At 68.1% G+C, this 23,406-nt stretch carries 19 protein-coding genes and 1 pseudogene; 12 read left to right on the top strand and 8 right to left on the bottom strand.

Going from position 1 to position 23,406, the window contains the following annotated elements:
- Nucleotide 1: 1 nt before the first annotated feature.
- Complete coding sequence (locus AC3ITW_RS13020; RefSeq protein ID WP_489389616.1) at nt 2-1,522, bottom strand: thioredoxin family protein; 1,521 nt, start codon at nt 1,520-1,522, stop codon at nt 2-4.
- Nucleotides 1,523-1,641: 119 nt separating this feature from the next.
- Nucleotides 1,642-2,091 (bottom strand): GNAT family N-acetyltransferase, encoded by a 450-nt coding sequence (locus AC3ITW_RS13015; protein WP_012511309.1) that lies wholly within the window; start codon nt 2,089-2,091, stop codon nt 1,642-1,644.
- A gap of 66 nt (nt 2,092-2,157) precedes the next feature.
- Here AC3ITW_RS13015 and AC3ITW_RS13010 point away from each other — a divergent pair, with 66 nt between their 5' ends.
- From AC3ITW_RS13010 to AC3ITW_RS12960, 11 genes and pseudogenes are all read left to right on the top strand, one after another.
- Complete coding sequence (locus AC3ITW_RS13010) at nt 2,158-3,093, top strand: TIGR03571 family LLM class oxidoreductase (protein ID WP_489389615.1); 936 nt, start codon at nt 2,158-2,160, stop codon at nt 3,091-3,093.
- 125 nt (nt 3,094-3,218) lie between these two features.
- Nucleotides 3,219-3,530: a DUF3817 domain-containing protein gene (locus AC3ITW_RS13005; RefSeq protein WP_065723493.1), complete on the top strand. Its 312-nt coding sequence runs from the start codon at nt 3,219-3,221 to the stop codon at nt 3,528-3,530.
- A gap of 154 nt (nt 3,531-3,684) precedes the next feature.
- Nucleotides 3,685-4,881, top strand: a complete 1,197-nt coding sequence (locus AC3ITW_RS13000) for an MFS transporter (protein ID WP_489389614.1) — start codon at nt 3,685-3,687, stop codon at nt 4,879-4,881.
- Nucleotides 4,878-6,071 (top strand): isochorismate synthase, encoded by a 1,194-nt coding sequence (locus AC3ITW_RS12995; RefSeq protein ID WP_489389613.1) that lies wholly within the window; start codon nt 4,878-4,880, stop codon nt 6,069-6,071. The genes AC3ITW_RS13000 and AC3ITW_RS12995 overlap by 4 nt, the downstream gene beginning before the upstream one ends.
- Nucleotides 6,068-7,720, top strand: coding sequence for a (2,3-dihydroxybenzoyl)adenylate synthase (locus tag AC3ITW_RS12990; RefSeq protein ID WP_489389612.1), 1,653 nt, complete (start codon nt 6,068-6,070; stop codon nt 7,718-7,720). The genes AC3ITW_RS12995 and AC3ITW_RS12990 overlap by 4 nt, the downstream gene beginning before the upstream one ends.
- Nucleotides 7,720-8,352: an isochorismatase family protein gene (locus AC3ITW_RS12985; protein ID WP_489389611.1), complete on the top strand. Its 633-nt coding sequence runs from the start codon at nt 7,720-7,722 to the stop codon at nt 8,350-8,352. The genes AC3ITW_RS12990 and AC3ITW_RS12985 overlap by 1 nt, the downstream gene beginning before the upstream one ends.
- Nucleotides 8,352-8,609: a phosphopantetheine-binding protein gene (locus AC3ITW_RS12980; RefSeq protein WP_489389610.1), complete on the top strand. Its 258-nt coding sequence runs from the start codon at nt 8,352-8,354 to the stop codon at nt 8,607-8,609. Before AC3ITW_RS12985 ends, AC3ITW_RS12980 begins: the two co-directional genes overlap by 1 nt.
- Nucleotides 8,606-12,496 carry an enterobactin synthase subunit F gene (locus AC3ITW_RS12975; RefSeq protein WP_489389609.1) on the top strand — a complete coding sequence of 1,297 codons (3,891 nt, stop codon included), beginning with the start codon at nt 8,606-8,608 and terminating at the stop codon, nt 12,494-12,496. The genes AC3ITW_RS12980 and AC3ITW_RS12975 overlap by 4 nt, the downstream gene beginning before the upstream one ends.
- The gene (locus AC3ITW_RS12970; RefSeq protein WP_489389608.1) at nt 12,487-13,245 is read left to right on the top strand and encodes a 2,3-dihydro-2,3-dihydroxybenzoate dehydrogenase; all 759 of its coding nucleotides are present in this window, start codon (nt 12,487-12,489) and stop codon (nt 13,243-13,245) included. The genes AC3ITW_RS12975 and AC3ITW_RS12970 overlap by 10 nt, the downstream gene beginning before the upstream one ends.
- 187 nt (nt 13,246-13,432) lie before the next feature.
- Complete coding sequence (locus AC3ITW_RS12965; RefSeq protein ID WP_489389607.1) at nt 13,433-13,879, top strand: REP-associated tyrosine transposase; 447 nt, start codon at nt 13,433-13,435, stop codon at nt 13,877-13,879.
- A 28-nt stretch (nt 13,880-13,907) separates the two neighbouring features.
- Nucleotides 13,908-14,027 (top strand): annotated as a pseudogene (locus tag AC3ITW_RS12960) (REP-associated tyrosine transposase); the annotation flags it as partial.
- 224 nt (nt 14,028-14,251) lie between these two features.
- Here AC3ITW_RS12960 and AC3ITW_RS12955 read toward each other — a convergent pair.
- The 6 genes from AC3ITW_RS12955 to AC3ITW_RS12930 all read right to left on the bottom strand — a co-directional run bounded on the left by AC3ITW_RS12955 (nt 14,252) and on the right by AC3ITW_RS12930 (nt 22,312).
- Nucleotides 14,252-15,709, bottom strand: a complete 1,458-nt coding sequence (locus tag AC3ITW_RS12955; RefSeq protein ID WP_489389606.1) for an esterase-like activity of phytase family protein — start codon at nt 15,707-15,709, stop codon at nt 14,252-14,254.
- Between the two features lie 21 nt (nt 15,710-15,730).
- Complete coding sequence (locus AC3ITW_RS12950; protein WP_489389605.1) at nt 15,731-18,049, bottom strand: TonB-dependent receptor; 2,319 nt, start codon at nt 18,047-18,049, stop codon at nt 15,731-15,733.
- 332 nt (nt 18,050-18,381) lie between these two features.
- The gene (locus tag AC3ITW_RS12945; RefSeq protein ID WP_489389604.1) at nt 18,382-18,831 is read right to left on the bottom strand and encodes a DUF2894 domain-containing protein; all 450 of its coding nucleotides are present in this window, start codon (nt 18,829-18,831) and stop codon (nt 18,382-18,384) included.
- Nucleotides 18,749-19,387: an OmpA family protein gene (locus AC3ITW_RS12940; RefSeq protein WP_014037471.1), complete on the bottom strand. Its 639-nt coding sequence runs from the start codon at nt 19,385-19,387 to the stop codon at nt 18,749-18,751. Before AC3ITW_RS12940 ends, AC3ITW_RS12945 begins: the two co-directional genes overlap by 83 nt.
- Nucleotides 19,384-21,648, bottom strand: a complete 2,265-nt coding sequence (locus AC3ITW_RS12935) for a DUF802 domain-containing protein (RefSeq protein WP_489389603.1) — start codon at nt 21,646-21,648, stop codon at nt 19,384-19,386. Before AC3ITW_RS12935 ends, AC3ITW_RS12940 begins: the two co-directional genes overlap by 4 nt.
- Nucleotides 21,649-21,658: 10 nt before the next feature.
- Complete coding sequence (locus AC3ITW_RS12930) at nt 21,659-22,312, bottom strand: DUF3348 family protein (protein WP_489389602.1); 654 nt, start codon at nt 22,310-22,312, stop codon at nt 21,659-21,661.
- A gap of 145 nt (nt 22,313-22,457) precedes the next feature.
- Between AC3ITW_RS12930 and AC3ITW_RS12925 the strand changes: the two genes are divergently transcribed.
- The gene (locus AC3ITW_RS12925) at nt 22,458-23,378 is read left to right on the top strand and encodes a M14 family metallopeptidase (RefSeq protein ID WP_006371858.1); all 921 of its coding nucleotides are present in this window, start codon (nt 22,458-22,460) and stop codon (nt 23,376-23,378) included.
- The last annotated feature ends 28 nt before the right edge of the window (nt 23,379-23,406 follow it).

Here is a 23,406-nt window from a genome sequence, read left to right as displayed (position 1 = left end):
CTCAGCTCAACCAGTCCTTACAGGCGCCATCCACCTGGTCACCGCACGCCTGCTGCATCCGCTGCTGCAGCCGTGCCAGCGTCTCCGCACCCTGATGCTTGCCGCTCCACGCCTTCAACTGCCCGGCAAGTCGCTCGAAGCGCTGGCGGGTGCGCTGGTGGTAGCCCGACGGCTGCGCTTCCAGTTCGGCGATCAGCGAGGCGGTGGCCTGCTCGATGCGCGGTGCATCGTCCGGCGCCAGCTTCAGCAGACCTTCCACGTACAGCACGCCCCATTGCACGCGGGTGGCCGGGCCCTGCGCACCGTCGTAGGCGCGCTTCAGCCACTCCAGCGCGCCGGCGGTGTCGCCGCGCTGCTCGGCCAGTTCGGCCAGTTCGGGCATGTAGTAGTACGGTTGCTCGCTGCGCTTCAGCTCGGCCAGCAACAGTGCCTCGGCACCCGCGTCGTCACCTACCTCGCGCAATGCGTACACCGCGCTGCTGATCGTGGCCTGGCGTGCATGCGCATCGGTGGCGGCGGCATCGGCAGCGGCCACGCGCTGCTTGACCCGCTCGACCAGCGCCGCGGGCAGTGCGCCCTTGGGCTGCTGCTGGCGGGCCAGCGATACTTCGGTCAGCGCACGCGACAACGCGTCGTCGGCGCGATCACCGCGCTCGGCATCGGCGCGCTCCAGTGCGACCAGCAATTGCTGGCCCAGGGTGTTGGACGTGGCCGGCCCGGCACTGGCCTGCTTGACCAGCTGCACACCTGCATAGCCGAGCAACTCACGGTTGCGGCGCACTTCCGCCGGTTGTGCCAGTACGGCCTGCAGCAGCTCGCGCACTTCGGTGGGCGAGGTATCGGGCTTTTCGGCTGTAGCCAGAGCCAGCAGGGCGAAACGGCGCTGCAGGGCGGCGTCGGGTGCCGCCCTGGACAACTGGCGCAGCACATCCTGGCTCCTGCGCTCGCCGGCCAGGCGGTTGGCGTCCACTTCCCAGCCATAGTCGCCCAGCACCTGCCAGTCTTCGGCGGCCAGCCGGTCCGGCGTTGCCAGCGCGGTGGCCAAGGTGGCGGCAACAGCACTGCGGCGGCCTGCAGCGACGGTCAGGGCCCGGGTCAGTTCGGCGGCGTCATTGCCACCGGCCACGCGGGTGATTTCGTTGCGCTGTGGGTCCAGCACGATCAGGGTCGGATAGCCGCGTACGCCGAAGCGTTCGCCCCAGGCCTGCGCACCTTCCTCGTCGCCATCCAGGTAGACGGGAACGAATTTGCTGGTCAGCGCGATGAAGGCCGGGTCCTTGAACAGGCCCGCCTTGAGCTGGTTGCACGGCGGGCACCAGACCGCGCCCCAGTACAGCAGCACCGGCTTGCCGCTGTCGGCGGCTTCGGCGAAGGCATCGTCCACATCGCCCTGGCGCCAGGCGATGGCGGACGCCGGCGCGGGTGCCTCGGCGGAGTTGGCGGTGGATACCGGGGCCGGGGTGCAGGCGCTCAGCGCCGAGGCCAGCAGCAACACGGAAAGCGCGACGCGCATCGGCAGCATCTCGAAGGGCAGGGTGACAGGCCATTGTAGGAACCGCCGGGAAGCCTGCTGATTCAGTTTGCTTATGACAGGCGTGCCGCAGGGCATGACGCCCGTCGGGCATTGCCCGGCGGATGCCTTCAGGCCGCTGCCCGCACCATCTGCTGGTACACCAGCCCGTTGAACTCGCCGACCTCCCCATCCAGCACAAAGCCATAGCGCAGGTAGGTAGGCACTGCGTTGAGCGAGGCGCGCACCGTCAGTACCGGCTCGCGTACCTGCGGCAGCACGGCTTCGAACAAGGCATGGCCGATACCTTGGCCCTGGCACGCGGGATCGACGAACAGCATTGCCAGGTGCCGGCCCTCCTTCAGTTCGACCATGCCGATTACGCGCGCATCCTGCTCGGCCACCAGGATGTGGTTGTCACCCTGCAGGCGTGCACCAAACGCATCGGCTGCAGCGACACTGCCGAAGGTGGCGATGCCGGCCGCGCTGAGCGAAGGCGCCACCGCTGCAGTGAACGCAGCCAGGCACACCGCGCTGATCGCGGGCAGGTCATCGACGTGGGCAGGGCGGATCGTCGGCATGCAGTGTTCTTCCAGTGGTGGGCGGCGCGTCATCGTCGCCGCAGGCCTGCGCGCTAAGCTGGCGGCATGAGTGATTTCAATCCTGCTTACGCTGCCTTGTTTCCGCAACAGGGTCTGAGCCTGGGCCTGATGACGCCTGTCGCCGCACATGGGCTGGCCGATCCGCATGAAGCCAGGCGGATCGCGCGGCTGGCCGATGAGCTTGGCTTCGCCGCGCTGTGGACCCGCGATGTACCGTTGATGGTGCCACAGGGCCCGGATGCAACAGCGAGTGCGCTGGATGACCCGTTCCTGTGGCTGGGCATGCTGGCTGCCGCGACCGAGCGCATCGTGGTCGGCAGCGCAGCCATCGTGCTGCCATTGCGCCAGCCGCTGCAGGTGGCGAAGTCGGCCTTGAGCCTGGACCGGATCAGTGGCGGACGCTTCGTGCTGGGCCTGGGTTCGGGTGACCGTCCGGAAGAATTTGCCGCGTTCGGTGAGGATCTGGAGGGCAGGGCGGCGGCGTTCCGTGAGCGCTGGACGTTGTTGCGCGCAGCGTTGTCACCAGAGGCCGATGAACGGACCGCCGTACTGCAGGCGACCGGTGGTTTCGACGTGTTGCCGGCGCCGGCAACGCGCATTCCGATGCTGGTGGTGGGTACTGCGCGGCAGAGCCTGCAATGGATCGCGCGTGAAAGCGAAGGCTGGGCCACCTATCACCGCGAGGAGGTTGCGCAGGAAGGACGCATCGGCCTGTGGCAGCAGGCGCTCGTGCAGCGCGGCGGGCCAGGCAAGCCGTTCGTGCAGTCGATGCTGCTGGACCTGCAGGCGGATCCGCAGGCGCCAGCCGAACCATTGCCGCTGGGCTTGAAGGTCGGCCGCGACGGGCTGCGCGACTATCTGCGGCGCGTGCATGCGCAGGGCGTGGCGCATGTGATGTTCAATCTGGTCGACAACGGACGGCCGATGGACACGGTGCTGCGCGAGATCGGCGAGCAGGTTATGCCGGATGTGCTCCGGTAGGTGTCCACCTTGGTGGACACGTTCCAGCAGTCGAGCACGGCTCGACTCTACATGGGGTTCGCATCTGCGTATCATTCGCATTTGATATCCCGATGCTGGAGCTCCGCGTGACCCAACGTTCCCCCATGCACCCGGCCGGACGCCTGTTCGCGGCGGTCGCTTTCATCGAGGCCGTGACCTGGGCCGGCCTGCTCATCGGCATGTGGATGAAGTACGGCCCGATGGCCAACGTGGCACTGGTCAAGCTGTTCGGACCCCTGCACGGCGTGGCGTTCCTGGTCTATGTGGCGGTGACGCTGTTCGCGGCAATGCGCCTGCGCTGGCCGTGGTGGGCCAGTGCCCTGGCCCTGCTGGCAGCGATCCCGCCGCTGGTGACGCTGCCGCTGGAGTGGTGGTTCAAGCGCCGTGGCCTGCTGGGCCTGCGTGCAATGCGCTGAACCCACTGTTACATGCCCATTCAAGAGAATGGGTATCAAATGCAAATACGAGCCGTTATCATTTAAGGATGGCATCGGGTCCTGAGTAGGACCGGGTGCCGGGCGGGGCGCACAGACGCGCCCGGCCATCCTTTCCTGTTACGGCTGGTGTTTCATGCACGCACGTCCCGTCGTTCCCGGCTTGCCGGCGCTGGTGTTGGCTGCCCTGATCGGCACCATGGCGATGATGTCCTTCGTCGCCGTGATCGGCCCGGTGGTCCGCATGCTCGGCTTGTCCGAGTGGCATGCCGGCCTCTCGGTCACCGCCGCCGGTGTGTTGTGGATGCTGGCCGCGCGCCCGTGGGGCCAGCTCAGCGACCGCATCGGCCGCAAGCGCGTGCTGATGCTGGCGATGAGTGCTTACACCGTGGTCTACATCGCGCTGGCGGTGTTCATCGACGTGGCCCTGCAGGCGGTGCCGCCGGTGCTGGTGTCGGTGCTGGTGCTGGTCGGTGCGCGTGGCCTGATCGGCCTGTTCTACGCCGCCGTGCCTCCCACCGCTGCCGCGCTGATCGCCGACAAGGCACCGACCGGGCAGCGTGCGAAATTCCTCGCCCGCCTGGGCAGCGCCAACGCGCTGGGCATGGTGCTGGGGCCGGCGGCGGCTGGCTGGCTGGCCTATACGAATCTGTCGCTGGCGCTGTATGTGGCCGCATTGTTGCCGCTGCTTGCGCTGGCATTGCTGGCGTGGCGGTTGCCGGCCACACCGCCGGTGGAGAGCGCTTCTGCGCAACGCCGCCAGCCGATGAGCCGTCTCGACCCGCGCCTGCGCCTGCCACAGCTGGCGGCGTTCATCGCCATGATCTCGGTGACCATCGCGCAGGTCACGGTCGGCTTCTTCGCGATCGACCGCCTCGGCCTGGATGCAGCTGCGGGCGCGCGCATGGCCGGCATTGCACTCACAGCGGTTGGCGTCGGCCTGATCCTGGCGCAGGCGCTGGTGATGAAGCTGGAGGTACATCCACGCCGCTGGATCGTCCTCGGCGCGCTCATTTCCGGCATCGGCTTCGCTTCGGTGGCGGGCGTGCAGCAGGCCTGGCAGTTGCCGGCGGCGTACGCGCTGGCCGCGTTCGGCATGGGTTTCGTATTCCCCTCGTTCCAGGCGCTGGCCGCCGATGCGGTGGAGGCGCACGAGCAGGGCGCCGCGGCCGGCACGGTGGCGGCCGCGCAGGGGCTGGGCATGGTGGCCGGGCCGATGCTCGGCACGCTGTTGTATCGCGGCGGGCCAAGCCTGCCTTACCTGCTGGTCGGCGCGCTGCTGCTGTTGCTGTGCGCGCTGGCCGCAGCGCATCGGATGAAGGAGACCCCATGAACGATTCCCTGATGCAGGGCGCGTGGCCGGAGGCTGCGCCAGCGCCGCAGGAGAACACCGACGACGCGTCGCTGTTCCTGCTGCAGCATGCGGGCCAGCACGTGCACGCACGCGGGTGCCGCGCCGCGCTGCCGGCCGGTGCACTGGCGACATTGGCAGAACGCGTCTCGGCGTTCTTTGCCCAGCAGCGTGGCGGTCCGGGCCTGCTGGTTGGCGCGGTGCCGTTCGAACCGCGCGCGGACGATGCGTTGTACCAGCCCGAGCGCCTGCTGCCTGCGCTGGCACTGCAACCGCAGGCCGCACCGCCGCTGGACGGCGCCCTGCGGGCCGAGCCTGTGCCGCAGGACTATGCGTCAGCGGTTGCCGCGGCGGTGCAGGTCCTGCGTGCGCCCGAGCAGAACCTGCACAAGGTGGTGCTGGCGCGCAGCCTGTTGGCACGCACCCGCCAGGCGCTGTCGCCGGACGTGCTGCTGGCACGCCTGGGCGCGGATCCGTCGGTGGCGACCTACGCGGTGCCGTTGCCGGTGGAGCTGGGCCAGGCGCCGGCGTGGCTGGTGGGGGCAACCCCGGAACTGCTGCTGCGCAAGCGCGGTGCCGAACTGCTGTCGCATCCGCTCGCCGGTTCAGCACGCCGCAGCGCCGATGCTGCCGAGGACGAGCGTGCCGCGCAGGCGCTGCTGGCCTCGACCAAGGACCATGACGAGCATCGCCATGTGGTGGACGCCATCGTCGAGGGCCTGGCACCGTACTGCAGCCACATCGATGCACAGCCACGGCCGGTGCTGCATGCCACCGCCAGCATGTGGCACCTGGGCACCCGCATCCATGCCACCCTGAAGGATCCGCAGACGTCTGCCGCCGAACTGCTGGCACAGCTGCACCCCACACCGGCGGTCTGCGGTACGCCGCGGCTGGCGGCACTGCAGCGCATCCGCGAACTGGAACCGGTGCCGCGCGGCTTCTACGCCGGCGCCGTGGGCTGGTTGGACGCGCAGGGGGATGGCGACTGGTACGTGGCGATCCGCTGCGCGCGACTGCAGGGCACGCAGCTGCGCCTGTACGCAGGCGCCGGCATCGTCGCCGATTCGCAACCCGAGGCCGAGGTGGCCGAAACCGCAGCGAAGTTCGCTGCCCTGTTGAACGCGCTGGGCGTCCATGAATCGGCGCCCGCCATCGAGCCTGCCGCATGACTACCTCCGCTGATTCTTCCCGCCTGTCACTGCAGCAGGTATGGCCTGATGAACTGATTGCGCGCTATCGCGAGGCCGGTCACTGGCGTGGCGAGACCTTCCCGGCGTTCCTGCGCGAGCGCGCGGAACGCTATGCGGATGACATCGCGGTGGTCGCCGGTGACGTCCGCCTGAGCTACGCGCAGCTTTGGCACGAAGCCGGTCGCATCGGTGCCGGCCTGCTGGCACTCGGCCTGCAGCCCGGTGAGCGGGTGCTGGTGCAGCTGGGCAACACCGCCGGCTTCATCACTACGATCTGTGGCCTGTTCCGGGCCGGACTGGTGCCGGTATACGCGCTGCCTGCGCACCGCATCACCGAGCTGGTGCACTTCGCGAACAAGGCCGAGGCCAGTGCCTACATCACTGCCGACCTGCACGACAGCTTTGATCATCGCGGGCTGGCGCGGGCGCTGCAGGCCGAGGTGCCGGCGCTGCGCCACGTGGTCATCGATGGCGATGCAGCGGAGTTCACCGCGCTGGAGTCGCTGCAGGGCGACCGCAGCCAGCTGCCGGCCGATCCGGATCCGCAGTCGGTGGCGTTCCTGCAGATCTCCGGTGGCAGTACCGGGTTGTCCAAGCTGATTCCGCGTACCCACGACGACTACATCTATTCGTTCCGCGCCAGCAATGACATCTGCGGCATCGACCGCGACAGCGTGTATCTGGTCGCGCTGCCGGCCGCGCACAATTTCCCGATGAGCTCGCCGGGCTTCTTCGGCGCGCTGTATGCAGGCGCCCGCGTAGTGCTCAGCCCCGGCCCCGGCCCGGATGCGGCGTTCCCTTTGATCGCCCGCGAGCGCGTGACCTGCTGTGGCCTGGTGCCGCCGCTGGCGCTGCTGTGGGCACAGGCGGCCGCCAGCAGCAAGCATGACTTGTCCAGCCTGCAGGTACTGCAGGTGGGCGGCGCCAAGCTTGTGCCGGAAGCTGCGCGGCGAGTGATCGACGGCCTGGGCTGCACCCTGCAGCAGGTGTTTGGCATGGCCGAAGGCCTGGTCAACTACACCCGGCTGGATGATCCGGAGGAACTGATCGTGGCCTGCCAGGGCCGGCCGATCAGCCCGGACGACGAAGTGCGCGTGGTCGATGACCACGACCAGCCGGTGGCTGAGGGCGAAGTGGGCCATCTGCTGACCCGCGGCCCGTACACCATCCGTGGCTATCACAACGATGCGGTGGCCAACGCGCGCTCGTTCACCGACGACGGTTTCTACCGAACCGGTGACCGCGTGCAGCAGCTGGCCGGTGGCTATCTGGTGGTGCAGGGCCGTGCCGGTGACCACATCAACCGGGCGGGCGAGAAAATCTCCGCCGAGGAGATTGAAGATCACCTGCTGGCCCACCCTGGTGTGTTCGACGCGGCCGTGGTCTCCATTCCCGACGAGTATCTCGGTGAGCGCAGCTGCGCGTTCGTGATCCAGCAGGGGGAGCCGATCAAGGCGCCGGCACTGAAGGCCTGGATGCGTACGCGCGGCCTGGCGGCGTTCAAGGTGCCGGACCAGGTCGTGTTCGTCGACAGTTTCGATACCACCGCGGTCGGCAAGATCAGCCGCCGCGAACTGCGCGCGCAGCTGCGTGCGCGTCATCTGCAACAGACAGGAGGAACGCGCTGATGGCGCTGCCCCGTATCACCGATTACCCCTTGCCGACCGCCGCCGAACTGCCGCAGGCGCGTGGCCCGTGGCGCCCCCAGCGTGATCGTATTGCGCTGCTGGTGCATGACATGCAGCGCTACTTCCTGGCGGCATTCGACGCCGGTAGTACGCCGCTGCGGCCGGCGGTGGACAATATCGTGCGCCTGCTGGCGCATTGCCGCGCACAGGGCATTCCGGTGTTCTACACCGCCCAGCATGGCGACCAGGACCGCCGTGACCGTGGCCTGCAGGCCGACCTGTGGGGCCCGGGTATGCGCCGCAGTGCCGATCATGAGCCGATCATCGAGGCGCTGGCACCGCAGCCGGCCGAGCATGTGCTGGTGAAGCACCGCTACAGCGCGTTCCAGCGCAGCAACCTGGAGACGCTGATGCGGGTACGTGGCCGCGACCAGCTGCTGGTCACCGGCGTGTACGCGCATATCGGCTGCACCGCGACGGCGGTCGAGGCCTTCCAGCGCGATATCGAGGCCTTCATCGCGGCTGATGCGGTGGCGGACTTCTCGCGTGCCGATCACGATCAGGCGCTGCACTGGATCGCACGCACCTGTGGCGTGCCGATGACCACCGATCAGCTGCTGGAGGTGCTGTGATGGCTGCCACGGGTGATGCGCTGGATATGGAGCGGATGCGTGCCGACGTTGCGCGCGTGCTGGAGTGCACGCCGGCCGAGATCGGTGACGACGACAACCTGATCGACCTGGACCTGGACTCGATGCGCATGCTCGGCCTGGTCCTGGCCTGGGGCAACACCGGGTTGCCGCTGGAGTTCTCGCAGTTGGCCGAGCACACCACGCTGCGCCAGTGGTGGGGTGTGGTGCAGAAGCTGCAGGCCGCGCAGAACGCATGAACGTCGCTGTGCTGGCCACGCCGGTGGCACTGACCGAGGCTCAGGCCGGACTGTGGTTCGCGCAGCGGCTGGCACCGGACAATCCGTCATTCAATACCGCACATGCGGTGTGGATCGACGGTGCGCTGGACGTGGCCGCATTCATGGCGGCTGCCAACCGGGCCGCGGTTGAAACCGAGGCTTTCGCACTGCGGTTTGCCGAGGGGGGCGATGGTCAGCCGCTGCAGTGGCATGACCCGGCACATGTGCCGCTGCTTTCGCTGCGCGATCTATCCGTCGAGGCCGAGCCGGCATCGGCGGCGCGTGCCGTGATGCAGGCCGACCGGCTCAGCGCGGTCGATCCGACCCGCGACCGCATAAGCCAGCAGGTGTTGTTCGATCTGGGTGGGCAGCGCTGGGTCTGGTATCTGCGTGTGCATCACCTTGCAGCCGATGGCTATGGCATGGCGCTGTTCACTGATCGCGTATGCGCCTTGTATGCCGGTCGTGCGGGTGAGGCACTGCCGGGACTGGCGGGCGTGCTGGCCGATGATGCCGCCTATCGTGCCGACCCGCGTCGCACGCAGGCCGGGCAGTGGTGGCGCGAGCAGATGCAGGGCGCGCCGGCGGGCGCGGGCCTGGCCGGTACGCTCGCGGCCAGTGACGACGCGCTGCGCTGGGTGCAGCCGCTGGATGTGGGGTTCCGAGAGCAGCTGTTGCAGGCCTCGGGGCGCTGGTTGCAGCCGTGGCCGGATGTACTGGCCGCGCTCGCCGCCGAGTATCTGCGACGAATGAGCGCCACCGATGAGGTCGTGCTGGGCGTGCCTTACATGGGGCGGCTTGGCAACGCGTCCGCCCGTGTGCCGGCGATGGTGATGAATGTGTTGCCGCTGCGTGTGGCGGCCGGTGAGGGCAGCGTCGAGGCCTTTACCCGCGGCCTGGGCCGGCAGCTCAGCCAGGGCCGCAAGCACGGCCGTTACCGCGGTGAGCAGTTGCGCCGGGACCTGGGCCTGGTCGGCGCGCAGCAGCGCCTGCACGGTCCGCTGGTGAATGTGCAGCCGTTCTACAAGCCACTGGCACTGACCGGCGTGCAGGCGACGCTGGAGGTGCTGTGCACCGGGCCGGTGGATGATCTGACGCTTGGCTTCCGTGGTGACGGCCAGTACCTGCTGGATCTGGAGATCGAGGGCAATCCCGCGCTGTACAGTCGCGAGGATGTCGAGGCGCACGCGGCGCGGTTGCTTCATTTCGTGTCGGCGGCGCTGGAGGCTGAAGAGATCGAGGCCGTGCCGCTGGCCACCGTCGAAGAGGCGCAGCAGGTGGTGCATGCTTTCAATGCCACCGCGCATGCGCTGCCACCGACCACGTTGGTTGAACTGCTGCAGCAGGGCATGGACCGTGATCCGCACGCACCTGCGCTGGTTTTCGGTGACGTCGCGCTGGACCACGCCACGCTGGAGGCCCGCAGTTTCGCGCTGGCGGCACAGCTGCGGGCGATGGCGGTCGGTCCGGGCAGCGTGGTGGCGGTGGCGCTGCCGCGTTCGCTGGAGCTGGTGATCGCGCTGGTGGCGGTGCTGCGCGCGGGTGCCGCCTACCTGCCGCTGGACCTTGCCCATCCCGATGAGCGCCTCGCGCGTATTCTCGCCTCGGCGCAGCCGGCGTGCGTACTGGCTGCGGCAGAGGTATCGGCGCGCACGAACGGCGTGCCGGTGCTTGCCCCCCATCAATGGACCGCGCTGAGTTTCGCAGCACCGTGGGCCGATCCGGCGCCCAGCGATGCAGCCTATGTGATCTATACCTCCGGTTCGACCGGCGAGCCGAAGGGCGTGGTCATCGAGCACCGCGCCATCGTCAACCGCCTGCTGTGGATGCGCGAGCACTACGGCATCCGTTCCGATGACCGTGTTCTGCAGAAGACCCCAGCCACGTTCGACGTCTCGGTCTGGGAGTTCTTCCTGCCGCTGCTGTGCGGCGCGACGCTGGTGGTGGCGGGCCCGGACGCGCATCGCGATCCGACCGAGCTGGCGCGGCTGATCCGTGCGCATGCCATCACCACCGCGCATTTCGTGCCGTCGATGCTCGACGCGTTCCTTGCCGCGCCGGCCTCCGAAGACCTGCAGCTGCGCCGCGTGTTCACCAGTGGCGAAGCGCTGGACGCATCGCTGCGTGATCGTTTCCATGGGCGCGTGCAGGCCGAACTGCACAACCTGTATGGCCCGACCGAAGCGGCCGTGGACGTCAGCTACTGGCCGGCGTCGGCGCAGGACCGCTCACGGCCGGTACCGATCGGCTTCCCGGTCTGGAACACCCGCCTGTACGTGCTGGACGCGCGGATGCAGCCGCTGCCGGTGGGCGTGGCTGGTGACCTGTACCTTGGCGGCGTGCAGCTGGCACGCGGCTATCTCGGCCGCGATGACCTGACCGCCGAACGCTTCCTGGCCGATCCCTTCCTGCCAGGGGAGCGCATCTACCGCACCGGCGACGTGGGGCGTTGGCGCGGCGATGGTGCGGTCGAGTACCTCGGCCGCAGCGACCATCAGGTAAAGCTGCGCGGCCTGCGCATCGAGCTAGGTGAAATTGAAGCGGCATTGCGCGAGCTGCCGGGCATGGAGCGGGTGGAGGTGCTGCTGCGCCAGGATGTCCCCGGTGATGCCCGGTTGGTGGCCTATGTGCCAGCGGCGCTTGCCGATGCCGTGATGCTGCGCAGCCACCTGGCCGCGCACGTGCCGGACTACATGGTGCCGTCGGCGTTCGTTGGCGTGGATCAGTGGCCGGTGACTGCCAACGGCAAGCTCGACCGCAACGCCTTGCCGAAGCCGCCGCAGAGCGAGATTGCCGGACTGGCGCCGCGCACGCCGCTGGAGCAGGAACTGGCAATGCTGTTCGCACAGGCGCTGGGCCGCGAGGCAGCGGTGGCAGTGGATGCGGACTTCTTCAGTCTCGGCGGCGACTCGCTGTCCGCGGTGCACCTGCTGCTGGCCATCGAACAACGCTGGCGCTGTGACTTCGGCCTCGGTGCCTTGTTCGCGCAGCCGACCGTGGCCGCATTGGCGACGCGCATTGCCGAACCGCCGGCGCTGGCCGACCACGCATTGGGCCCGGTGATCTCGCTGGCTGCGACTGACGCTGATGGGCCCACTCCGTTGTTCGTGCTGCACCCGGCCGGTGGCATCGCCTGGAACTACCGGACGCTGGCGCGCGCCCTGCAGCCGGCACGCCCGGTATATGGCCTGCAGTCGCCCGCGCTGGATCCGAAGCAGCCGTTGCCGTCCAGCATCGAAGCCATGGCCAATAACTATGTGCAGCGGGTGGTCACGTTGCAGCCGAAGGGACCGGTGCATCTGCTGGGCTGGTCGGTGGGGGGCATCCTCGCCCAGGCGATGGCGGTGCGCCTGCATGAAATCGGGCGTGAAGTCGGTGAACTGGTGCTGCTCGACGCCTATCCCAGCGAATGCTGGCGGGCCGAGCCGGAACCGGATGCCATCGCCGCACTGCGTGCGCTGCTGGCGATTGCCGGCCATGACCCGGAGGCGCATCCGGAGCTGGACAGCCGTGAACGCATTCTTGCCTTCCTGCGTCGCGGTGGTAGTGCGCTCGGCAGCCTGCCGGATGTAGTGCTCGATGGCGTGGTGCGTGCGGTGACCGGCACCAATCGCTTGATCCGCGAACACATCCACCAACCGTTCGACGGCACGCTGGTGCACGTGCGCGCTGGCCGGGATCATCAGACGCGGCCGCAGCTGCAGTCGGCGCTGTGGCGCACGCACGCGCGCAAGGTGCAGGCGCTGGAACTACCGTTCCTGCATGCCGAGCTGACGGGACGCGATGCGGTGGCGCAGCTGGCACCGTGGTTGTCGGCGCGCCTGCGCCACTGGGATGAGCAACAGGAGATCGCAACATGCAGTTGACCGGCTTTGAAGGTCGCGTGGCACTGGTGACCGGCGCCGCCGGCGGCATCGGCGAGGCCCTGGTTCGGCTGTTGGCCGAGGCCGGCTGCACGGTGGTGGCAACCGATCGCGAGGCGCCCGTGGTCGCGGATGCACGTGTGCAGGCGTTTGCCCTCGATGTGACCGACAGCGCAGCGGTGGACGCCTTGGTGGATCGCGTGGAAGCCAGCATCGGGGCCATTGGCCTTGCCGCCAGTGTGGCGGGTGTTCTGCATGTGGGAGCTGTTGCGGAGACCGCGGATGCCGATTGGCGCCGGGTGTTCGCAGTCAACGCCGATGGCGTGTTCCATGTTGGGCGTGCGCTGGCGCGGGTGATGTCACCACGGCGACAGGGCGCGATCGTCGCCGTCAGTTCGAATGCCGCCGGCGTGCCGCGGCACGGCATGGCCGCCTATGCCGCGTCCAAGGCCGCCGCCACGATGTTCACCCGCTGCCTCGGGTTGGAACTGGCGCCGCTGGGCATCCGCTGCAATATCGTCGCCCCGGGTTCAACGCTGACCCCGATGCAGACCGGCATGTGGCAGGACGAGCATGGCGCAGAGCGGGTGATTGCCGGCAACCTGGAGACGTACAAGGCCGGCATCCCGATGCGTAAACTGGCCACCCCGGAGGACATCGCGCACTCGGTGATGTTCCTGCTCTCCGAGCAGGCCGGGCACGTGGCGATGAGCGATCTGTATGTGGACGGCGGCGCCACCCTGCGCGGGTGATTCCTGCTAATGCCGTCCGCCGGCCGGCAACCCATGGTCCCCGGTAGTGCCGGCCGCTGGCTGGCGATCCAATGCCCCTGGTAGTGCCGGCCGCTGGCCGGCAACCTCATTCAAATTCAGATATCTCCCAACACCCGTCGAGGCTTGGCCTGACTCTCAACGCCCAATGATGGACCCACCATGGCACATGAGCAGCCATCGCCTCCGCCTGGGCCGTCGCTCGATCATCGGCCAGGCCTATGTTCTGACAACCACCACATATCAGCGCCGCCGGCTCTTTGAAAGCGAAGCTGCAGTGGCATGTGTAATCGACCAGCTTCATTACATCGAACAGCGCGGGCTCGTACAGTCACTCGCATGGGTCGTCATGCCGGATCATGTCCACTGGATGTTCGAGCTGCGTGCAGCTCATCTTCCAGACCTTGCGCGCCGAATGAAGTCGTCGAGCGCGCTTGCCCTGAATCGCCTGGCGGGTCGTCGAAGTACAGTGTGGCAGCCTGGCTACTTCGACCACGCCGTGAGGGCCGAGGAGTCGCTGGCGCGGCAGGCGCTGTACATCCTGGGGAATCCGGTACGCGCCGGTCTTGCCCGTCAGGTTGGCGAGTATCCGCATGCGTGGTCGATATGGGCGTGATGCCGGCCAGCGGCCGGCACTACCGGTTGCGGTGAGGGCTGAGGAGTCGCTGGCGCGGCAAGCCCTATACATCCTGGCGAATCCGGTGCGCGCCGGGATTGCCCAGCAGATTGGCGAGTACCCGCATGCGTGGTCGGTCTGGTTGTGATGCCGGCCAGCGGCCGGCACTACCGGTTGCGGTGAGGGCTGAGGAGTCGCTGGCGCGGCAAGCCCTATACATCCTGGCGAATCCGGTGCGCGCCGGGATTGCCCAGCAGATTGGCGAGTACCCGCATGCGTGGTCGGCCTGGACGTGATGCCGGCCAGCGGCCGGCACTACCAGGGGTTCGAACATGGCGGTTGCCGGCCAGCGGCCGGCACAACCCGTTGCAGTCAGGGCAGGGTCAGGCGGTACACCAGCACGCGGTTGTCGTTGTCGAACGGGCTGTCGCAGGATTGGCCCTGCATGCGGCAGTGGCGGGCGATGAAGTCATTGTCGTTGCCGATCAGCAACAGCACGTCGTTCGGATGCTGCGGGTCCAGCGCTGGCAGCACGTCCATGGCCTCCCACTTTTCCGAGAGCAACCCGGCATGTGGGCCGCGCTTCGTGTCCAGGTCCAGCCCGGCACGCGCAAGTTGGGGGCGGTCGAGCAGGTTCAGCAGTTCGTCGCTGCGTGCGGGCACGATGCCTGCCCTCAACGTGGTACCGGTGGGATCAGCCAGTACCGAGGTCGTGCCGGTTTCGTAGGTGCTGCCGGCCAGATTGCTGGCATCGGCCACATCCACCAGCAACACTGACTTGTAGACGATCGGATCGTCGCCGTCCTTGCCCAGACCGTTGCCATCGCGGGCCAGCAGCAGGAAGCGGTGGGCATCCAGTGCACGCAGCTCGCTCTGCGCGGCGGTACGGTCCAGCTTGCCCTTGCCGTCGTGTGCATAGGCGGGCAGGGCCATCACGTAATGGCCGATCGGTTGCTGCGGCGTCGGCGAGGCCGTCACGTCGTAGACCAGCACGCGGGTGTTGATGCGCCCGGCCGCGTTGCCTTTTGCGCTGTCCTGCAGCGTCGCGCTCTGCAGGGCCACGAACAGGCGGGTACCGTCGGGGGACAGGCCCATGCCTTCCACGCCCTGGTTGTTGCGGCGCCCAGTCTGCGGCGCCGCCAGCGAACCGAAGGCGGGCTTGCCATCGCGCTGCGGACGGATCGCCGGCGGCGCCATGATCACGCCCTGCAGCTGGCCCTGCGCATCGAAGTAGTAGACGTTGGCGGTGTACTCATCGCCGATGTAGAAATGGCCATCGGCGGTGAACTGCAGAGACTCCGCATCCAGCGAGACCTTGCCCGCGCCTGCGCCGCTGGCCGGCGAGGGCAACACCACCTCGCGCTGGGTGATCGTGTGGTCGCCCGGGTCGGCACCGGTGAAGGGCTGGCCGTTGAAATCCTTAAGTACCACGCCCTTGTCGGGCACCATGCTCAGCGTGCCAAGCGCAGGCTTGCCCGGGGTAACGTCGATGCGCAGCTGCATGCGCTCCACGCGACCGGCGTAGTCGTAGAACAGGCCGGCCTCGGGATCATTGCGACCGCGGTCGGGCAGGGTCCACAGCACGCCTTCGTAGCCGCTGGCGGTGCGCTTCCAGGTGCCGGGCTGCACCGCCAGCGACGAGAACGAGCCCAGCGTGTCGCCGAGGAAGTCCACCGTGCCTGCCGGCAGCCGCCCGGCCGCGACCAGGCCCTTGTCCACATAGGTACGACCACCCAGCTGCAGGGTGCGTGGGGGCGCACCACTGGCCTCATGTGGTGCGGAGTATCCGCTGGCGGAGAGGGTGGCCAGCAGCAGGGCGGTCGCGAGCATGGGTGGACTCCGGGCGGTCGATCAGAAGCGAAGGTCGATCGTACCGAACACCTGGCGCGGTGCCGAGGCATGGAACACGTACAGCTTGCCGGCCGGGTCGCTGGGTGCGAACACGCTCGAATCCAGGTTGCTGGCGTAGCGCTTGTCGGTCAGGTTGGTCACGTTGAACGACAGGCGCATGCCCTTGGCGAATCCGACCTGGCCGAAGTCGTAGCCACCGGCCAGATCGAACACGGTGAAGCCGCCGAAACCCTGGTCGTTGGTGTAGGTGTAGAAGCGTTCGCCCGTGTACTTGCCACGCAGGCTGGCGAACCAGCCGTTGTCACGCCAGGTGATCTCGGTGGCCAGCAGCTGCTTGGGCGTGTCGGTCTGGATCTTGCCCTTGATCTGCTGCTCGACACCGGCCTGCACGTAGTTGGAGGCGTAGGTCGAACGGTTCAGCGAGGCCGAGGTGTACCAGCTGAAGTGCTTGTTCGGGGTCCACAGCACGGTCAGCTCGGCGCCGCGGCTGTCGACGCCGCCTACGTTGTAGAAGCGGTTGCCGCAGGTCGGACCCACCGGCTGGCGCGAATCACAGGGGTTGTACTGCAGCAGGCGGTTGTCGAAGCGCACGCTGTAGGCCGCGATCGAGGCCTGCAGGGTATCGGTGACGAAGCGGTAGCCGGCTTCGAATGAGCGCGATTCCTCCGGCTTCAGATTGCCCTGAGCGTTCCAGGTCGCCTGGCTGACCGCTTGCGGGCCCAGCTTGAACCCACCCTGGAACATGGCGATGTTCTCGGCGTAGCTGGCGAAGATTTCGTGGTGCTCGGTCAGGCGGAAGTTGGCGCCGATGCTGGGCAGGAAATTCTTGCTGGCCTTCAACGAACCGGTGGCGAACTGGTTGTTGGAGGTCGGCGAGATCGGCGTCTTCGCGTCGCCCGGCAGTGCCTGTGCATCGGAGGTGGCGTGCGGGCTCTTGGCACCGAACTCCAGGGTCAGGCGGTCATCAAGCAGGCGCCAGGTGTCCTTCAGGAAGAACTGATGGGTCTTCCAGCGCGTGCGCTGGGCGAACACGCCCACATCGGAGGGCAGGGTGTTCATGCCACTCAGGTCGCGCGGGCCATCCACGGCGGTCTGGTAGCGCTCGGCACTGCTGGTGTTGCGCTCGTACCAGACGCCGCCTTCGATGCGGTGCGCGCCCAGCTCCCAGTCGAACGACAGCGTGCCGCCATCGCGGTCGATGGTGTAGATGGTGTTGCGGAAGATGATCGGAATCTCCTGCGCGGTGCCTTTGTTCGACCAGGCGCCGCTGTTCCAGTTGTGGCCTTCGCCGCGGTCATCGTGGTGGTAGGCCAGGGCGCGCAGGCTGAAGCCATCGGCCAGGAAGAAGTCGCCGGCCAGATAGTACAGGTTGTCGTCACGCAGGATCTGCCCGGCGGTGAAGGCGCCATCGGCGTCCTTGCCCGGGCCGCTGCTGTCGCACTTCTTCGCATTGAAGCTGGCGGTGTTGCAGTAGGCCTTGGCCACGGCCTTGTTCCAGTCCGGCGCGTAGCCGCCCCAGTCCCAGCCCAGCCCGCGCGACATCTCGTCCTTGGACAGGTAGAAGTAGTCCGCCTGGGTGGTGCGCGAGGTATCGACGAAGCCGGTGATCTGGCCGCGGCCGAAGTTCCACACGCCCTTGGCGTTGAACTGCTTGGTGATGGATTTGTTGTAGGCGGTCTGGTCGTTCCACAGATCGGAGACGGCATTCATGCCGGAGACGTAGCCGGAGAAACCGTTGTACTCGCCGCTGTCCACGCGCACGAAGGTGCGGCGGTTGGCATCGCTGCCGAAGGTCTGCACCACGCGGCCGCCGAGTTCCTTGGCCGGGCGGTCGGAGGTATAGGAAATAGTGCCGCCGAGGTTGCTGGTGGACGGCGTGCCGAGGCTGCCGATGCCCACCGCCAGCTCCGCGTCGGCCATGTTCTCGCTGATCAGCGCACGGTTGATGGTCAGGCCGTTGTAGTTGTTGTACGCACCGTCGCCCAGCGGCACGCCGTCGAGCGTGTAACCGAGGCGGGTGGAGTTGAAGCCGCGCAGGCTGAGGGTCATCGACTGCTCGTTGGTGCCCAGTGCATCGGCCGACTGCGCGTTGACGCCCGGCAGTAGATTGAGTGTCTTCTGCAGGCTGGTGCCCGGCGGCAGGATGTCGAGGTTCTCGCGGGTGATGCGCTGCACCTGGCGCGCTTCACCGCTGCCGATCACCGAAACCGCATCGAGGTCGGTGGCGGACGTGCCAGTGGAGGTCGGGGCAGCATCCTGCGCCCAGGCCGCGGGAGCGAGCGCCAGGGACAGTGCAGCGGCCAACAAAGTCTTCGTCATGTTACGGACACTCAGGCAGGCACGAGCCACCGCACGGGCGCGGAGCTCATGGAGTTCAAAAGGGGAGACAACCGATGCGACCGGCGGGCGTTGCAGACGCCGTGGGTCAACGTGAAAATGGTGCGCTAGACAGATGACTGTCTGGTGACACTGCTATGCGCGTGGCATGCGGACGCATGCATTGGTAGATGCCAATCTTGATTGGCATGCGCAGCGTCGAACAGACGCTGCGCTGCTCTGTCGCAGGAGCGCCAACCAAGGTTGGCATCTACCAGGGCAGGTCAGGCCTATCGGTTCAGGCAGCGCCGAACGAGGGCGGCGTTAATGTGCGATCAACCCGCGTTGCGCGGCTTGCGCGTGCGCTTTGGCTTCGCGGTATCACCGCCGCTGGCGGCACCATCCTGCAGCGCCTGCAGCCAGGACAAAGTATCCACGTAGTCAATGAAGTGGCGCAGATAACCGGGGCTGGTGGCCTGCATGGTGTCCAGCATGCGCTGCACCAGCACCGCCGAATTCAGCGGGCCGCCATCGGCGGGGGCCTCGGTGCGCAGCGAACGGCGCACCTGCAGTTCGCTGCGCAGTTCCGACCACTCGCGCTGCACCTGCTGCAGCATCGGCACCTGCGGGTAATGCGGCAGCGAGCGCGACCCCGCATCAAGGTCGCGCACCAGTGCGCGCAGGCCCTCCAGTGCGGGCGGCTTACTTGGCATCCGGGGCCTTGGGCTTGGGAATCGGCGCGATCTCCACGCGGCGGTTGCGCGCGCGGCCGTCCTCGCTCGCATTGGAGCTGACCGGCTGCTCGCTGCCGAACGCGGCGGCGAATACCGCATCGGCTGGAACGCCGTCGGCGATCAGGGTGCGGGTCACGGTCAGCGACCGCTGCGCCGACAGCTCCCAGTTGTCGGCGAAACGCCGGTTGCCTTCGCGTACCGGCGCGTCATCGGTGAAGCCGCTGACCATCAGGATCTCTTCGCGCGTGCCCAGGTAGGCGGCCAGCGGTGCGGCCAGGCTGCGCAGCAGCTCCTGGCCTTCCGGCTGCAGCTGGTCGGAGTTCAGCGCGAACAGCACGCTGCCGCTGATGCCGATGCGGCCATCCACCAGCGTCACGCGACCGGCGGCCAGCGGGCCCGCCAGCGCCTGTTCCAGCGTCTGCAGTCGCTTGGCTTCGGCCTGGCGCTGCTTCACTTCCTGGTCCAGCCGCTGCGACAGTTCCAGCTGCACGGCAACCACGCCGACCAGGATCAGCACGAACGCGCCCAACAGCACCGACATCAGGTCGCCAAAGGCGGCCCAGATCGGGGCGTGCGAGCCGCCATCGACCTCCAGCTCGTCGCTCATGCGCTACCGGCCTTGCCGCGGCGCGTGGCCAGCTGCTGCAGTTCTTCCATCACCTGCTTCTGCGACAGCAGGCTGAGGTCGACCACCTCGCGCGCCTGCGCCACGTAGTAGGCCAGCTGCTCGTCGCTGCGCGCCAGCGAGGCATCCAGCGCACCGCCGATCTGTTCCAGGCGGCCGGACAGCTCGGTGGAGGCATTGCCGAACTGCGCGACCGCGTCGCCGAAGGTGCCGGCCAACTGGCCCACTTCACCGGCGCTGCCATTGAGCGCCGCGGCAATGCCATCCAGCTTGCCGGTCTCGGCGGCGATATGGTCGGTGAAGCGGTTGCCGACGCGTTCCAGCAGCTCGGCCGAACCGCCGACCAGCGCGTCCACCGCCGTGCGCTGTTCGTGCGAGGCGTGGTTGATTGCATCCAGCAGGGTCTGCACGGTGGCCAGCAGGCGACCGCGTTCTTCCAGCATCGCGTTGTCACGCACAAGACTCTCGGACAGCGTGCTGCGCAGCTCGTTGATGACGTCGGCAGCAGCCTTGGGCGCGGCGGCGGCGGTCTGCAGCAGGGTAGACACTTCGGCCAGCGTGGCGCTGGCCTGTGCGCGACCGTTCTCGCCAATCTGCTGTGCGGTCTCGGCCAGCGTGTCGCAGACCTGCTGCTGCTGCGCGGCCAGGCGTTCGCCGTTGGCCTGCAGGCGCTCGGCCAGGTCGGTGGAAACATGCTGCAAGGCATCGCTCCAGCGCTGCAGGCGCTGTTCGTCGCCGGCTTGCAGCTGGGCCTGCAGTGCCGCGTGGGCCTGCTGCAGTTCGGCACTGACCGCATCCCAGCGCGCCTGGCGCTGCTGCTCGCGGCTGTCCAGGCTGGCCTGCAGTTCGGCGTGCGCGGTCGCGGCGGCGGCCTGCGCGGCGTGCCACTGCTGCGAACGCTGCAGTTCGTGATCCTGCAGCAGCGCCTGGCTGGTGCTGTGGTGCTGTTCCAGTGCCTGCAGCAGCGCCTGCGCACGCGCGTCCAGATGCTCGCTGGCGGCCAGCAACGCCTGCTGCTGGCGTTCGACCAGCGCGCTGTTCAGTGCCTGCTGCTGCTCGGCGGCGGCGCGCCAGGCCTCGGCATTGCCGCTGGCATCGGCCTGCAGGCGCTCGCCGATGCGCGCGACCAGTGCTTCGGCATGCGTGCCCTGGCCATCGCTGAAGGCCTGCAGGTGCTGGCGAAGATCGCTCACCAGCGTCTGTTGTGCCTGGGTCTGCTCGCTCACCACCTTGGCCCAGCTGGCTTCGGTGGCGACGCGGCTGCGCTCGAATCCTTCGCTCAGGCCAGACAACTGCTGCTGCACCGCCTGTTCGACACGGGCATGCAGCGCCTCACCATGGTGGGCCAGTCCGGCCAGCGTGGTCTCGGCCATCGGCTGCAGCGCGCCACCGATGGCGGCGGCGCTGGCCTCGGCACCTTCGCGCAGCGATTGCTGCAGCGAGACGGCCAGGCGTTCCTGCAGCGCCTGGCTTTGGGTCAGGAACTCGGCCTGGCCGGCCAGCAGGCGCTCATTGGCGGCCGCACTGTGCTGTTCGAAGGTGCTGGTCATCGCCTGCAGGCGGTCGACCAGCGCCGGCAGCGCGGCGGACTGTGCCTGCAGCAGGCGCAGCGATTCGGCGCGCTGCCAGGCTTGCGAATACGGATGCAGGTCGCCGGCAATGGCGCGGTCCAGCTGCTGCACGGCCTGCAGCCGGTCACGGCGAAGCAGCGCGGCCAGCAGGCCGAGCATGGCCGAGCTGGCCACACCGGCGATCGAGGTGCCGAATGCCACCGCCAGACCCTGCACCGGCGAGGCAAGCGAGCCGCGGATGGCGGCCATGTCGGTCGCGCTCTGCAGGGCCAGGCCGGTGCCACGCAGCGTGTCCATCATGCCCAGCAGGGTGCCGAGCATGCCCAGCAGCACCAGCAGGCCAACCAGGTACGGGGTCAGCACCGGCGCGGGCAGGGCGGTGCGCTCGCCTTCCACGCGCAGGCGCACGGGGTTGCGCAGGCCCACCGGTACGCGTTCAAGCCAGGGCGCAAGGCTCTCCTTCGCGCTGGACAGGTCACTCAGTGCGCTGCGCAGGCCGTTGCTGGCCTGGCGGTAGCGGTATAGCTCCACGCCACCGGCGATGTAGCAGGCCGCGATGATCGCCGCCACCGCTGCACCCAGCGGATGCACCGAAACGTAGCCAATGCCGATCCAGCACACGGCCAGCAGGCCGACAAGGAAAACAACGACATGGAAAGCAGTTCTGGACATGGTGTTCCGGTCAGTGGGAGCGCAGGGCGTCTTGCAGCCCTTCGATCGGGTGGAAGCGCAGCTGCAGCTCGGCAAGCAGCAGGGTGCGCATGTCATGGCGGAAGGCCGCGCGCCAGCCGGGCTGGCCGTGCACGCGTTCAAAACGGGCGCTGAGCACCGCCGGCGCAGTGGCCAGCAGGCTGTGCTCGCGCGGGGTGAGGGTCTGTTCCATCACCGCATCGACCTCGGCCAGCCGTGCCAGCTCGGGCGAAACCTGCACCAGCTGGTCGCGCAGGCGGCCGCGCAGGCGCCCGGTGGCGGTCTGGATGGCCTGCTGCAGCACCCGGTAGCGCTGGCGCAGCGAGGCGAAATTGGGTGCGGCGGCGGCTTCGGCCAGGTCCAGCAGGCGCTCGGCCTCGGCGTCCTCACTGATCGAGGCCAGCAGGCTGGCATGGGCCTGGGCGCAGTCGTCCAGTACATCCTCGGCCGCTTCGGTGGCCTCACCGGGCTCGGGCAGGCGTCCGCCGAGCGCCCCGGACAGGGCCACGGCACGGCTCCAGTCCACCCACTGGCCGAGGCGATCGGTCAGGGCGGGACTGCTGGCCGGCATCGCGCCGTCGCTGAGACGGGCGAGCAGGCGGAGGAATTCCGGTCCACCCAGGACCGGCTGCGCTGCTTTCGCCATCAAGGGGTGAGGGGCCAAAAACCGTTGATTTTACAACCAGATGACCCGGCCTGGATGAAGGCGGGGCCGGGGGAGGGGACCCGCAGGCGCGACAAGGCTTAGAATGACCGGCTGCACCCATCCCGTTCGACCCTTGGAGTACCCAATGACTGTTGCGCAGTTCTACCCGATCGGCACCCCCGGACAGCCCTGGGGCGACGCGGAACGCGCACAGTGGCGGGCGCGCCAGCAGCGTCAGCGCAGCTACCACGACGACGTGGTGGCCGCCCTTGAACGCCTGGACGACAGCTTCGATGTAATCCAGTACGGTCAGCTGGACTATGCACCTGACCATTACCCGCTGTTCGCCGTGGTCAACCACGACTGGAACCCGGCGCTGCCGACCGCGCTGATCACCGGTGGCGTGCATGGCTACGAGACCAGCGGCGTGCACGGCGCGCTGCAGTTCCTGGAACAGCAGGCCGAGCGTTACCTGGGCCGGCTGAATCTGATCGTGGCGCCGTGCGTCAGCCCGTGGGGCTACGAGCGCATCCAGCGCTGGAACCCGGATGCGATCGACCCCAACCGCAGCTTCCGTGACGGCGGCCAGATCGAAGAGGCCGCCGCGCTGATGCGCTGGGTGGCCGAGCGCAAGCCGAACCTGCTGGTGCACCTGGACCTGCACGAGACCACCGACAGCGACCTGCACGAGTTCGATCCGGCGCGCTGCGCCCGCGACGGCAAGCCGTTCGAGCGCGACACCATTCCGGATGGCTTCTATGTGATCGGCAACAGCGAAGATCCGCAGGCCGAGTTCCAGAAGGCATTGATCACCGCCGTCGCCCCGGTCACCCACATCGCCCCGGCCGACGCCGAGGGCAACCTGGTCGGCCTGCCGCTGCAGTCGCCGGGCGTGGTCTGGGGCGAGTCGCGCTCGATCGGCGCCTGCGCCGGCTTCACCGACGCGCGCTTTGCCACCACCACCGAGGTCTACCCGGACAGCCCGCGCACCAATCCGCAGGAATGCAACGACGCCCAGGTGGCGGCGGTGTGCGCGGGCCTGGATTTCGCCCTGGCCACGCAGTAATACCTCCGCCCAGGGGCGCGCCGGGTCA

This window comes from Stenotrophomonas sp. KH_052 (assembly GCF_057838755.1).
Note: the sequence above shows the minus strand (reverse complement) of the source record. Positions and strands in the feature narration are given on the sequence as shown.